The 12,754-nt window shown below is 73.1% G+C and carries 9 protein-coding genes and 5 pseudogenes; 4 read left to right on the top strand and 10 right to left on the bottom strand.

Annotated features, from left to right (window positions below; all coding sequences use genetic code 11):
• Positions 1–97: 97 nt before the first annotated feature.
• Complete coding sequence (locus ACWD3C_RS10365) at positions 98–2,473, top strand: glycoside hydrolase family 65 protein (RefSeq protein WP_451142145.1); 2,376 nt, start codon at positions 98–100, stop codon at positions 2,471–2,473.
• Positions 2,474–2,529: 56 nt separating this feature from the next.
• Positions 2,530–2,856 carry a hypothetical protein gene (locus tag ACWD3C_RS10360; RefSeq protein ID WP_451142143.1) on the top strand — a complete coding sequence of 109 codons (327 nt, stop codon included), beginning with the start codon at positions 2,530–2,532 and terminating at the stop codon, positions 2,854–2,856.
• A 54-nt stretch (positions 2,857–2,910) separates the two neighbouring features.
• Here ACWD3C_RS10360 and hypE read toward each other — a convergent pair whose 3' ends face one another.
• The 10 genes and pseudogenes from hypE to ACWD3C_RS10310 all read right to left on the bottom strand — a co-directional run.
• On the bottom strand, positions 2,911–3,945 hold the full coding sequence (gene hypE / locus ACWD3C_RS10355) for a hydrogenase expression/formation protein HypE (protein WP_451142141.1): 1,035 nt from the start codon (positions 3,943–3,945) through the stop codon (positions 2,911–2,913).
• Positions 3,942–4,867 (bottom strand): annotated as a pseudogene (gene hypD, locus ACWD3C_RS10350) (hydrogenase formation protein HypD). The gene hypE and the pseudogene hypD overlap by 4 nt, the downstream one beginning before the upstream one ends.
• Positions 4,864–5,490 (bottom strand): CBS domain-containing protein, encoded by a 627-nt coding sequence (locus tag ACWD3C_RS10345; RefSeq protein WP_451142139.1) that lies wholly within the window; start codon positions 5,488–5,490, stop codon positions 4,864–4,866. The pseudogene hypD and the gene ACWD3C_RS10345 overlap by 4 nt, the downstream one beginning before the upstream one ends.
• A gap of 104 nt (positions 5,491–5,594) precedes the next feature.
• Positions 5,595–5,750, bottom strand: a pseudogene (locus ACWD3C_RS10340) (regulator); the annotation flags it as partial.
• Positions 5,751–6,352: 602 nt separating this feature from the next.
• The gene (locus ACWD3C_RS10335; protein WP_451142137.1) at positions 6,353–6,619 is read right to left on the bottom strand and encodes a HypC/HybG/HupF family hydrogenase formation chaperone; all 267 of its coding nucleotides are present in this window, start codon (positions 6,617–6,619) and stop codon (positions 6,353–6,355) included.
• Positions 6,616–6,882, bottom strand: a complete 267-nt coding sequence (locus ACWD3C_RS10330; protein ID WP_451142135.1) for a Kae1-like domain-containing protein — start codon at positions 6,880–6,882, stop codon at positions 6,616–6,618. The genes ACWD3C_RS10335 and ACWD3C_RS10330 overlap by 4 nt, the downstream gene beginning before the upstream one ends.
• Before the next feature lie 74 nt (positions 6,883–6,956).
• Positions 6,957–7,640 (bottom strand): annotated as a pseudogene (locus ACWD3C_RS10325) (Kae1-like domain-containing protein); the annotation flags it as partial.
• 41 nt (positions 7,641–7,681) lie between these two features.
• Positions 7,682–8,059, bottom strand: coding sequence for a Sua5/YciO/YrdC/YwlC family protein (locus ACWD3C_RS10320; protein ID WP_451142133.1), 378 nt, complete (start codon positions 8,057–8,059; stop codon positions 7,682–7,684).
• 178 nt (positions 8,060–8,237) lie between these two features.
• Positions 8,238–8,516, bottom strand: a pseudogene (locus tag ACWD3C_RS10315) (universal stress protein); the annotation flags it as partial.
• Positions 8,517–8,572: 56 nt separating this feature from the next.
• Positions 8,573–8,944, bottom strand: a pseudogene (locus ACWD3C_RS10310) (universal stress protein); the annotation flags it as partial.
• A gap of 170 nt (positions 8,945–9,114) precedes the next feature.
• Here ACWD3C_RS10310 and ACWD3C_RS10305 point away from each other — a divergent pair.
• Both ACWD3C_RS10305 and ppdK read left to right on the top strand, forming a co-directional pair.
• Positions 9,115–10,014, top strand: coding sequence for a universal stress protein (locus ACWD3C_RS10305; RefSeq protein ID WP_451142276.1), 900 nt, complete (start codon positions 9,115–9,117; stop codon positions 10,012–10,014).
• 17 nt (positions 10,015–10,031) lie between these two features.
• Positions 10,032–12,716, top strand: coding sequence for a pyruvate, phosphate dikinase (ppdK, locus tag ACWD3C_RS10300; protein WP_451142131.1), 2,685 nt, complete (start codon positions 10,032–10,034; stop codon positions 12,714–12,716).
• Positions 12,717–12,754 lie beyond the last annotated feature (38 nt).

Genomic DNA, 12,754 nt, shown 5'->3' with positions numbered 1-12,754 from the left:
CGGAGCCCTCCCCGGGTACCCGTGGTGAACTGGCGAAGCACGGAGCGGACCCGGTGGCCGACGATGTGACGGAGCGACTCGGGCCGGAGGGCTGAGGATGCGCGACTGGATCTGGGAGTACGAGGGATACGACCCGGACGAGGAGAGCCTGCGCGAGTCGCTGTGCACCCTCGGCAACGGCTACTTCGCGACCCGCGGCGCGGTGCCCGAATGCGGCGCCGACTCCGTCCACTACCCGGGCACATACGCGGCCGGCTGCTACAACCGGCTCGCCTCCGAGGTGGCGGGACACCGGGTCGAGAACGAGGACATGGTCAACCTGCCCAACTGGCTGCCGCTGCGCTTCCGTCTCCCCGGCGAGGACTGGCTGACCCCGGACAGCGACCGGCTCCTCGACCACCGCCTGCGCCTGGACCCCCGCACCGGCCTCCTGGAGCGCCGCTCCCGCTACGCCGACGGCACGGGCCGTCGGCTGCTGGTACGGCAACTGCGCCTGGTGCACATGGGAGTTCCCCATCTCGCCGCGCTGCGCACCGAGTTCACCGCCGAGGACTGGTCGGGGGAACTGGAGGTGGAGGCGGCGCTGGACGGGTCGGTACGCAACAGCGGAGTGGCCCGCTACCGGGAGCTCCAGGCCAGGCACCTCGTGCACGTCCACACCGGTACGGCCGACCCCGACACCGTGTGGCTGCGCTGCCGCACCAGCGCCTCCGACATCCGCGTCGGCATGGCGGCACGGACCACCAGCTCCACCGGAGCCAAGCCCGAGCCCCTCCAGGACGGGCCGCGAGCCGCCCAGCTGTTCCGCCTCGACCTCGCCCCTGGCCGGACCGTCACGCTGGACAAGACCGTCGCGCTGCACACCTCCCGCGACCCCGCCATCGACGACCCGCTCCACGCCGCCCTCGACCGCGTCGGCCACGTCCCCGGCTTCGACGAGCTGCTGGAATCCCACCTCACCGCATGGGACCTGCTGTGGCGCAGGGCCGACCTGGAGGTACCCGGCAAGGCGGGCCAGATTCTTCGGCTGCACCTCTTCCATGTGCTGCAGACCCTTTCCCCGCACACCGCAGACCTGGACGTCGGCGTCCCCGCGCGCGGACTGCACGGCGAGGCCTACCGGGGCCATGTGTTCTGGGACGAGCTGTTCGTCCTGCCGTATCTGGACCTGCACTTCCCGGAGGTCTCCCGGGCACTGATCACCTACCGCCACCGCCGCCTGGAGGAGGCGTGCGCGGCCGCCCGGGACGCCGGCCGGGCGGGCGCCATGTACCCCTGGCAGAGCGCGAGCGACGGCCGTGAGGAGACACAGCAGCTGCACCTCAACCCACGCTCCGGACGCTGGCTGCCCGACCACACCCACCTGCAGCGCCACGTCGGCTCGGCCGTCGCGTACAACGTGTGGCGGTACTGCGAGGCCAGCGACGACACGGAGTTCCTGCACACCAAGGGCGCCGAGATGATGCTGCAGATCGCCCGCTTCTGGGCGGACGCGGCGACCTGGGACGCGGACCTCGGCCGCTACCGCATCCGCGGCGTGGTCGGGCCCGACGAGTACCACGACGCCTATCCCGGCGCCGACCGGCCCGGACTCGACGACAACGCGTACACGAACGTCACCGCCGCCTGGGTGCTCGCCCGCGCCGGGGAACTGCTGGACACGCTCCCGCAGCCGCGTCGCCGCGAGCTCGGCGAGCGCACCGGCTTCGACGGCGGCGAACTCGAACTGTGGGAGGACGTGTCCCGCTCGCTCCACGTGCCCTTCCACGCGGGCGTCATCAGCCAGTTCGAGGGCTACGGCGAACTGGCCGAGCTCGACTGGAGCGCGTACGGCCGGAAGTACGGTGACATCCGGCGGCTGGACCGGATCCTGGAGGCCGAGGGCGACACCGTCAACCGGTACCAGGCGTCCAAGCAGGCCGACGTGCTGATGCTCGGCTACCTCTTCTCGCCCGCCGAACTGAGCGCCCTCTTCGCCCGGTTGGGGTACCGGCTCGACGACGAGACCTGGCGGCGCACCGTCGACTACTACCTGGGCCGCACGAGCCACGGCTCCACGCTCAGCGCCCTCGTCCACGGCTGGGTGCTGGCCAGGGTCCGGCGCGCCGAGGCATGGACGTTCGTGCAGGAGGCGCTGGCCGGGGACATCGCCGACCTGCACGGCGGAACCACCGGCGAGGGCATCCACCTGGGCGCCATGGCGGGCACTCTCGACCTGGTGCAGCGCGGCCTGACCGGCCTGGAGACCAGGGGCGGCGCCCTGTGGCTCGACCCCGTTCCCCTGCCGGAGCTGTCCGAGTTCGCGCTCTCCATCCGCTACCGGGGCCACTGGGGCGTACGTCTGCGCCTGCAGCCGGGGCACCTGCACATCACCGTGCCCGACTCCGACCTCGACCCGATCGCCGTCGTCCTCGCCGACCGCACCGTGTCCGTGGCGCCGGGGGAGTCCTGCGACCTGACACTGCCGGACTGAGGCGGGACTCGGCGGCCGTCCGATGCGGCGGTGCCGCCGGCCAGGCGCGGGCCGGTGTGCGTCGGCAGGGACTCTACGAGGAGATGTCCCCGGAGAACCTGCGGCTGCGGTTCTTCTCCACGAGCAGGCGTTCCGCCGCGCTGGCCGCCGACTGGGCCTGCCCCGCCGCACCCCGGCCACTGGGTCCGGACATCCCGACTGTGCCCGGCGCCAAGCGGGCCATGGAGCAACTGGATGTCAGGAAGCACGCCACCTTCCGTGGTGGCCTGGAGGAAGTCGCGAAGGGCCGGGTCGCCCGGATGATCATCCGGGCGACCAGGGCGGCGACTTCCGTGACTTCGGCCGGATCGAGGACTGGGCCGCACGGATCGCAAAGGAGCTGACTGTACCGTGAGCCGCCAGGGGCGGACCCCGGGTTTCTCGCCTCCCGCCGACCGTCAGCAAATCCGCGGCAGTTGCTCCCCCAACGGCATCTCCACGATCCGCCGAGCCCCCACCAGCGTCCGCAGAGTCACCCGCCCGCGAGGCCCCTCCGCCGACACGTCACCGATCTGCACCGCACCCGCCCCCTCGGGCAGGGACCGCATGGCGGCAAGGGCGTCCTCGGCCACGGCGGCCGTCACGAAGGCGACCAGGCAGCCCTCGTTGGCGACGACGAGAGGGTCGAGCCCAAGGAGGTCGCAGGCGGAGGCGACGGCTTCCGGGACCGGCACCGAGCGCTCGTCGATCTCGACGGCGACGGACGAGTCCCGGGCGATCTCGTTGAGGGCCGCGGCAAGCCCACCCCGCGTCGGGTCCCGGAGCGCATGGACGTGCGGACCCAGCGGGGTCAGCGCCCGCACGAGGCGGTGCAGCGGCCGCGAGTCCGAGGCGATGTCACTCTCGAAGCCGAGCCCCTCCCGCGTACCGAGCACGGTCGTACCGTGCAGCCCGACCGGCCCGGACAACAGCACCGCGTCCCCGGGACGGGCCAGCGCGGCGGACGGGCGCAGCGAGCCGTACCGCTGCCCGATACCGGTGGTGTTGATGAAGAGCTTGTCGGCCGCCCCCCGCCCCACGACCTTGGTGTCCCCGGCGACGACGGGCACCCCGGCGTCCTGCGCGGCCTTGCCCAACGAGTCGAGGACGGCGCGGAGTTCGGCCAGCGGCAGCCCTTCCTCGACGATGAGGGAGACGGACAGGGCGAGCGGCCGGGCCCCGCGCATGGCGAGGTCGTTGACCGTGCCATGGACGGCGAGGGAGCCGATGTCCCCGCCGGGGAAGAAGAGCGGGCTGACGACGAAGCTGTCCGTGCTGATCACCAGGTGCGGGTGGTCCGGCAGCAGTGCCGCGTCCTCCATGGGGCCGGTGCCGCCGCCAACGGCGGGCAGGATCAGCCGGTCCAGCAGCTCCGCGGTGAGGCGGCCGCCGGCTCCGTGGCCCAGCAGGACGACCTCGTCCTCGTGGGTCGGGGTGGGGCATTCGATGGTCATGCCGAGCTCCTGGTGCGTCCGGCCGCGTGGAAGGCGGCGCAGGTGCCCTCGGTCGACACCATGGGCGCGCCGAGGGGATGGCGGGGCGTGCAGCGGGTGCCGTACGCCGGGCAGTCGGTGGGCAGCCGGGCCCCAGTGAGGATGGCACCCGCGCTGCACTCGGGGTCCTCCACGGGGCGCAGCCCCGACACGTCGAAGCGGCGGGTCGCGTCGAACCGCTCGTAGCCCCGGCGAGTTCGAGACCGCTGTCGGCCAGCGGCTCGAATCCGGTGACGACGATGGGCCCCCGGTAGCGGGCGGCGATCGGCTCGTACTCGTGCCGGCCCATCACCGCGCAGACGTGCCCGGTCGCGAGGAAGGCCTGCACCTCGCAGTCGGGGTCGTCGAGCAGCGCGGTCATCGCCGGGGGTACGAGGACATGACTGACCAGCATCGAGAAGTTCGTCAGGCCGAGGCGGGCCGCGTGCAGGACGGCGGTGGCGTCGGCGGGCGCGGTCGTCTCGAAGCCGACGGCCAGGAACACCACCTCGCGGTCGGGGTGATCCGCGGCGATGCGCACCGCGTCCATCGGGGCGTACACGACACGGACGTCCGCGCCGCGCGCCCGCAACGACAGCAGGTCGGTGTGCGTGCCGGGGACCCGCAGCATGTCGCCGAAGCTGGTGAGGATCACGCCGGGGTGGGCCGCGATGCCCATGGCCCGGTCGAGGCTTTCCAGCGGGGTGACGCAGACGGGGCAGCCGGGGCCGTGGATCATCCGCATGCCGGCGGGCAGCAACTCGTCGATGCCCTGCCGCACGAGGGTGTGCGTCTGGCTGCCGCACACCTCCATGATCCGCCACGGGCGCGTGGCGGTGCTCCGCAGCTCGTCCAGCAGATGCCGGGCGAGCGTGGGATCGCGGTATTCGTCGAGATACTTCATCGGTGCACGAGGTCCAGGCGGGTGTCGACCACGCCCTCGACCGCCCGCACGGCCCGGGCGACGACGGGTACGAGCCCGCGCTCGGGCAGCGAGCCGCCCAGCGTGACCACCCCCTCCACGACCGTCACCGTCAGGTCGGTCGTGATCGGGAGCCGGCCGAGGACGTCGTGCCGGACCTCCTCGGCGATCTCCTCGTCGGAACGCAGGAACACCTTGAGCAGGTCACCGCGGCTGACCACACCCTCCAGCATCCCGATCCGGTCGACGACCGGGAGCCGCTTGACGCGGCGGCGTGCCATGATGCGGGCCGCCTCGGCCAGTGAGGCGTCCGCGTGCACGGTGACGGCCGGGCTGCTCATCAGCTCGCCCGCGGTCACCGCCGCCGCCTTGATCCGCTCCGCGGGCCGGCCCTCCCGGTCGTCGGCGCTCCGGAACTCCTCCTTGGGCAGCAGATCGGCCTCCGAGACCACTCCGACCACCCGGCCCTCGCCCTCAAGCACGGGCAGGGCGCTGACCTTCCACTCCTGCATCAGCTCGACGACTTCCTTGAACGGGGCGTCGCGGCCGACGGCGACGACGGTGTGCGTCATCACCTCGCTCACGGTGTACGGGGAATCAGGCATCGCGGTCTCCTTCAGGTACGGACGACCGTCAGGTCGAGGAAATGGGTGGAACAGGAGATGCACGGGTCGTGATTGCGGATCGCCCGCTCGCACAGCGCCGTCAGCATGTCGAGGGCGACCTTGCCGTCCCGCACGATCCAGAAACGGTCGGCCCGCCGCCCCTCCTCGAACAGGCGCCGGCCCTGCGGGAAGCGGACCTCGCGGGCCACGCGGAGGAGCCGTCCGCGATGTTCGGCGGGCACCGCGGCCGTCAGTCGCAGCGCGACGCTCCGCGTAGCCGCCGTCCGTGTAGCGTCCGCCGGTCAGCACCCGGTCCTGGACGGCGATGGCCCGCAGGCCACGGGGGCGGACGCCGAGGAAGGCGTACGAGGGTGCCGCGGGCTCCCGCGGGGTGAACGTCACCTCGCCCCCGGGCGTACGGTCGGCGTTCCAGAGCCGTTCCCGCTGCGGGTGCAGACAGTTCTTCCAGGACTGCGGGCCCGCGCTGTGCGCGAAGGCGGCGCCGTCCTCACGGGGGACGAGACGGTAGTGGCCGGCGCCCAGCTCCACGCCCCACCCGAACGGCAGCCCGTCCGCCGACGTCAGCTCGGCCGGCACGACCGCCCCGTCCCGGACCGTCGGCCCGATCACGGTGCGGCCGTCGGCCACCAGAGCCGCGACCAGGGCGTCGAGCCCGGCGCGGTCCAGGACTGCCGGGGCTTCGGTGACGGTCATCGCGGTCCTCCTCGTCGGGGACGGTCCCGTGTCCTCTCCCTCCACCCTCCACCCTCCACCCTCCGGCCGGAGCCCGGTGCGGGGCAGGGGCCGTACGGCCCTTCGACAGGTCCGGTCGGGCAACACGAGCCCGTGCTCACGGAGCGACTCAGGGCAGGGGCTCGCCCAACTCACCCTCGACCGCGCCCGCCATCGCCCGCAGCACATCGAGCGTGCGCCGCGCCTCCGCCTCGTCGACCTCGGTGATCGCGAAGCCGACGTGCACGATGACGTACGTGCCGACGTCCGCCCCGGGCGTGCAGCTGAGGCAGACCTCGCGCCGTACGCCGCCGAAGTCGACGGTGGCCATGCGCAGGCCCGCGTCGTCGTGGACGTCCAGGACCCGTCCCGGGATGCCCAGCACATGGGCGCTCACCCTTCCCCGGCCAGCCGTGCGGCCGCGGCCGCCTCCTGGCCGTGGCTGATGCCGCCGTCCCCGACCGGGACCTGTGCGCCGACGAGTACCCGCAGGCCCTGCGCGCGCAAACGCCGCCGGACCTCGGTCAGCAGCCGCCGATTGACGAAGCAGCCGCCGCCCAGGCACACCGTGTGCGGGGCACCCTCGGCCACCGCCCGGGCGACGAGTTCGGCGGTGACGAGCGCGAGCGTGAGATGGAAGGCCGCCGCCAGCCGCGGCACGGGCCCCCGCCGAGCCGCCGGGCCAGCAGATCGGCCAGGGTGGGCGTGGAGTCGTACACCCACAGGCCCCGCACCCGGACGACGCGGTGGGCGAGCGGTACGGCGTGCTCGTCGCCGGCCGCCGCTTCGGGCAGCACGGCCGCCTCGCCCTCGTAGCCGACCGCGTCGGCGAGGCCGAGGAGGGAGGCGACGGTGTCGAAGAGCCGTCCGGCGCTGGACGCGCGCGGGCAGTTGACGTTCCGGGCCACCATGGCGCGTACGGCGGTGGTCTCACGCGGATCGAGCCGGTCCATGAAGGGCCGCGTCAGCCACGGATACGGCCGTGGGCTGCCCAATTGCTCACCGCCCAGCTGCTGCCCGAGGGCGGTGCGGGAGCGATGGCGTACCGCCGCGTCGCCGCCGGGCAGGGGCGCGGTCGCGAACCTGCCCACGCGACGGTAGCCGCTGAGATCGGCGACGAGGATCTCGCCGCCCCACAGGGTGCCGTCGTTGCCCAGGCCAAGATGGTCGTACGCGACCCCGAGGAACAGCCCGCGCACCCCGTGCTCGGCGGCGCAGGCGGCCACGTACGCGTGATGGTGCTGGACGGCCATCCGGCGCGGTGGCTGCTCCTTTGCCCACTGCGTGGACAGATAGCCGGGGTGCAGATCGTGCGCGATCACCACCGGTTCGATGCCGGTGAGCCGCCCCAGCCCGTCGTACGACGTCCGGAACGCGTCGTACGTCGCCGAGTCGGACAGGTCCCCGTGGTGCGGCCCGACATGGGTCTGCCCGTCGGCGGCGAGCGTGACCGTGTGCTTCAGCTGGGCGCCCACCCCCCCCGCGACCGGCTCGCGCACATCGAGCGGCAGCGGAGAGCCGGGGCCAGCCCGCGCGCCCGGCGGACGGTGATCCGGGTTCGTCCGGCGAACTGCACGACGGAGTCGTCGTAACGGGCGTGGATCGGCCGGTCGTGGGTGAGGAAGCCGTCGGCGACGGCGGCCAGCGTGCGCCGGGCCTCGGCGTCCTCCACGGCGATGGGCTCGTCGCTGAGGTTGCCGCTGGTGACCACCAGCGGCCGGGCAAACTCGTCCAGGAGCAGGTGGTGCAGGCCGGTCGTGGGCAGGAACAGCCCGACACGGGACAGCCCGACGCGGGACAGGCCGGGGGTGCACCTCGGGCGCGAGCGGCGGCACACCGCGCCACCGGCTCCGCGCGAGCAGCACCACGGGAGGGGCCGGGGACGTCAGGGCCGCGTACTCCGTGCTGCCGATCCGGACCGGCCGGGCCGCCGCGTCGACGTCCCGCCAGCTGCGGCGCCGCAAGGCCCCGAGCCGCCGCCCGACGACCACGAGTTCGGCGTTGCCCGAGTCCCGGATCAGGGCCTGCGCCGGGGCGAACAGGAGCACGTCGTCGAGGACCCGTACGCTCGGGTACTTCTCCCGCCACGGCCGCAGCACCTCCGACAGCAGCTGCGCCTCGTGGTCCTCCCAGGTGGCGCGGTCCTCCTCCGGGCACCTGGAAGGGCAACCGCGCGGCGGACGGGGCAGCGACCAGGCGTGGAGCGCGTGCAGACGTACACCCCGCGGACGTGCCGCCGCGAAGGCGAAGTCGATCGCCGCGTCCGCCGGATCACGCGCGTCGACACCGAGCACGACCTCGCCGGACCTGCGCACCGTTCGTCATGGACGAGCCCGCACGGCACGAGGACCACTGGGCACGCGGACAGCCCTGTGACGGCCGGCGCCGTCGATCCCAGCGTGAGACCGGCGAAACCGCCCTCACCGCGCACCCCGAGCACGATCATCTCCGCGTTCACGCTCTGCGCGCGCAGCACCGCCACGGCCTCTCCGGCCGGCCGTACGGCCTCGACGGTCAGCTTCGGATACTTGTCCGCCGGCCCGGCCACCACGCGGTCTGCGACGACCTCCCGGCGGTGAGGCCACTGTTCCGGGGCTCCCGGAGCCGAGGCGTGCACCACCCACAGCGGCAGCCCGCGCCGCAACGCCTCGTGCGCTGCCCAGTCGGCGGCGACACGGCTGCGCGCCGATCCGTCGACAGCGGCGACGATCACTCGACCCATGGCTCTCCTCCCCGAGTCACGAGCCCCGCCCTGGCCGCGGATGGCGGGAGCGCGCTTGGGCCGGTCGGTCCCGACCCGAGCCCTGGCGGCCCATGTGCGGTGAGTGCCCGCCGGGGTGACGCTGGCGGTGTGGAGCAGGCCGAGTGCTGGAAGTGCTGGAGGTGCGCGTGATGCTGCCGCCCGTGATCGCCGGAGTGGATGGTTCGTCGGAGAGTCTGGCCGCTGCCGCGTGGGCGGCGCGTGAGGCGGTGCGCCGGGAACGGGCCCTGCGGCTCGTGCACGCCTGGAACTGGAACCCGCGCCCGGAGGGTGAGCCCGCCACCGCCGCGCAGCGGCACCTGGCCCGGCGTGCGCTGCGGCGGGCGGAGCGGCATATCCGCGGCGCGTGCCCGGATGTGCTGCTGCTCGATGAGCAGGTCGAGGGCCCGGCGACGGCGGCTCTGCTGCGTGCGGCCGGGCAGGGTGTGCTGCTGGTGGTGGGTTCGCGTGGGCTGAGTGGGGGCACCGGGTTCCTGGCCGGGTCCGTGGCGTTGGGGGTGGTCGCGAAGGCGACCCGTCCGGTGGTGCTGGTCCGGGCGGGGGAGGAGGCGGCGGACGAGCACCTGCCGGCGGAGGACGGCAGTACGTCGACGAGCACCGGGTACCGGGATGTGGTGCTCGGTATCGATCTCGGTAATCCGTGCGACGAGGTGATCGAGTTCGCCTTCGAGGCGGCCCGGCTGCGTGGTGCGCGGCTCCGGGTGGTGCACGCCTGGCAGCCGCCTTCCGCGCTCAGCCTGGGTCCGGGTGACATCGGCCTGGCCCAGGAGCCGCAATGTTCCTACGAGTGGCAGGGGTTCCTGTCGGCCGTTCTGCAGGTGTGGCGGGAGAAGTACCCGGATGTCGAGGTCCTTCAGACGGTGGCGGAGGGCAAGGCCACGACCGTGCTGGTCCGCGCCGCCTCCCCCGCGAGCCTGCTGGTCGTCGGGCACCGTCTGACCGAGCGTCCGCTGGGCCCGCGCACCGGCCCCGTCACCCAAGCCGCGATCCATCACGTCGGCTGCCCCGTGGCCGTCGTCCCCCACGAGTGAGAGGCACACAAGCCGTGATGAGCACGCCGAAGAAGTACGTGTACGGATTCGCCGAGGGCAGCCGCGAGATGGCCGGCCTTCTCGGTGGCAAGGGAGCCGGCCTGGCCGAGATGACCCGGCTCGGGCTGCCCGTGCCGCCGGGCTTCACCGTCACGACCGAGGCCTGCAAGGTCTACCTGGCGACCGGGGAGGACCCGCCCGAGCTCGGCGTCGAGGCGGCCACCGCCCTCGTCGCCCTGGAGCGCGCCATGGGCCGTACGCTCGGGGCGCCCGAGGACCCGCTGCTGGTGTCCGTGCGGTCGGGCGCCCGGTTCTCGATGCCCGGGATGATGGAGACGATCCTCGACATCGGTCTCAACGACGACTCGGTCACCGGACTGGCCAAGGTGTCCGGACAGGAGCGGTTCGCCTGGGACTCCTACCGGCGTCTCGTGCAGATGTTCGGCCGCACGGTGATGAGGGTCGACGGCGACCTCTTCGAGGAGGCCATCGCCGCGCACAAGGCACAGCGGGCGACGACCGACGATCACGATCTCGACGCAGCCGAACTCGCCGTCCTCACTGAGGAGTTCAAGGAGATCATCCGCCGGGAGACCGGCGAGGACTTCCCCCAGGACCCGGCCGAGCAGTTGCAGCGCGCCATTCGCGCGGTCTTCGACTCCTGGAACGGCGAGCGGGCCCGTGTCTACCGTCACCGCGAGCACATCCCCGAGGACCTCGGCACCGCCGTCAACGTGCAGGCGATGGTCTTCGGCAACCTCGGCCAGGACTCCGGCACCGGCGTCGCCTTCACCCGCGACCCGGCCACCGGCGCACGCGGCATGTACGGCGACTACCTGCAGGACGCGCAGGGCGAGGACGTCGTCGCCGGCGTCCGGGACGCCGTATCGCTGGACGAGCTGAGGACCCTCGACCCGCGCTCGTATGCCCAACTCGGCGAGCACCTACGGACGTTGGAGGACCACTACCGGGACCTGTGCGACGTCGAGTTCACCGTCGAGCGCGGCCGGCTGTGGATCCTGCAGACCCGGGTCGGCAAGCGCACCGCCGAGGCCGCCTTCCGCATCGCCCACGACCTGCGCGAGGAGAAGGCGATCACGGCGGACGAGGCCCTGGTCCGCGTGGACGGCGCAGAGCTGACCCGGCTGATGTTCCCCCGCTTCGAGACCCGGCCCACCGACGTGCCGTTGGCGCACGGCGTGGCCGCCTCGCCGGGCGCCGCCGTCGGTGTCGTCGTCTTCGACTCCGCCGAGGCGATACGGCGTGCCGCGGACGGGCAGGACACCGTCCTCGTACGCCGTGAGACGACCCCCGACGACCTGCCCGGCATGATCGCCGCCCAGGCGGTACTGACCAGCCGCGGCGGCAAGACCAGCCACGCGGCCGTCGTCGCGCGCGGCATGGGCAAGGTGTGCGTGTGCGGCGCCGAGTCCCTCACCGTCGACACGGCGGCCCGCCGGTTCACCACGGGATCCGGGACGGTCGTGCGCGAGGGCGACACCGTCTCCGTCGACGGCACCGCGGGCACCGTGCACCTCGGCGCGCTGCCACTCACCCCCTCCGACGTCGGGCGGGCGCTGGAGACCGGGACGAGCACCGACTCGCTCACCGAGGCGGTGCTCGGCGCGCTCGACCACGCCGACTCCGTACGCCGCCTCGACGTCCGCGCCAACGCCGACACCCCCGAGGACGCCGAACGCGCCCGCCGGCTCGGCGCGCAGGGCATCGGCCTGTGCCGCACCGAGCACATGTTCCTCGGCGAACGCCGGGCCCTGGTCGAGGCGATGATCCTGGCCCGCGACGACACCGCGCGCGAACGGGCCCTGGACGCCCTGCTGCCGCTCCAGCGCGCCGACTTCACCGGCATCCTCAAGTCGATGGACGGACTGCCGGTGACGATCCGGCTGATCGACCCGCCGCTGCACGAGTTCCTGCCCGACCGCACGGACCTGGCCGTGCGCCTCGCGGGCACCGAGCACCCCGAGCCGCACGACCGCGAACTCCTCGACGTCGTCGAGCGCATGCACGAGCAGAACCCGATGCTGGGCCTGCGCGGCGTGCGCCTGGGCCTCGCCGTGCCGGGGCTGATGGCCATGCAGGTACGGGCGATCGCCGAGGCCGTCGTGGAACGGCTGCGCGAAGGCGGCCGGCCGCGCGCCGAGATCATGATCCCGCTGGTCGGGACGGTCGAGGAACTGCGCCTGGCACGCGCGGAGACGGAACGCGTCCTCGCCGAGGTCGCGGAAGAGACCGACACCGCCCTGGACTGCCCGATCGGCACGATGATCGAGCTGCCGCGGGCCGCGCTCACCGCCGGGCGCATCGCCGGAGCCGCCGACTTCTTCTCCTTCGGCACCAACGACCTCACCCAGACGACCTGGGGGCTGTCCCGGGACGACGCGGAGGCGTCCTTCTTCCCGCTCTACCTGGAGAAGGGCATCTTCGACGTGTCGCCCTTCGAGACGGTCGACCAGGAAGGTGTCGGACGCCTCGTGGAGATCGCGGTGGAGGAGGGGAGGTCCGTCAACTCCCAGCTGGAGACGGGGGTGTGCGGGGAGCACGGCGGAGACCCCGAGTCCATCCACTTCTTCCACCGGACGGGCCTCGACTACGTCTCCTGCTCGCCCTTCAGGATCCCGGCCGCCCGCCTGGAGGCGGGACGAGCGGCCCTGACGGACACAGAGACGAGCGACAGCCGGTGAAGGGTGAAGAGGTACAGAAGAGGTACAGGGGTGAAGGG

It is taken from the genome of Streptomyces sp. NPDC002845 (genome assembly GCF_053591955.1).
The sequence above is the reverse complement of the archived record's forward strand: the minus strand, read 5'-3'. Positions and strand labels throughout refer to the sequence as shown.

What these genes read in the sequence shown, in the direction of transcription:
- ACWD3C_RS10365 (WP_451142145.1), top strand. Translation starts at nt 98, where the DNA reads ATGCGCGACTGGATCTGGGAGTACGAGGGATACGACCCGGACGAGGAG.
- hypE (WP_451142141.1), bottom strand. Translation starts at nt 3,945, where the DNA reads ATGACCATCGAATGCCCCACCCCGACCCACGAGGACGAGGTCGTCCTG.
- ACWD3C_RS10345 (WP_451142139.1), bottom strand. Translation starts at nt 5,490, where the DNA reads ATGCCTGATTCCCCGTACACCGTGAGCGAGGTGATGACGCACACCGTC.
- ACWD3C_RS10305 (WP_451142276.1), top strand. Translation starts at nt 9,115, where the DNA reads ATGCTGCCGCCCGTGATCGCCGGAGTGGATGGTTCGTCGGAGAGTCTG.
- ppdK (WP_451142131.1), top strand. Translation starts at nt 10,032, where the DNA reads ATGAGCACGCCGAAGAAGTACGTGTACGGATTCGCCGAGGGCAGCCGC.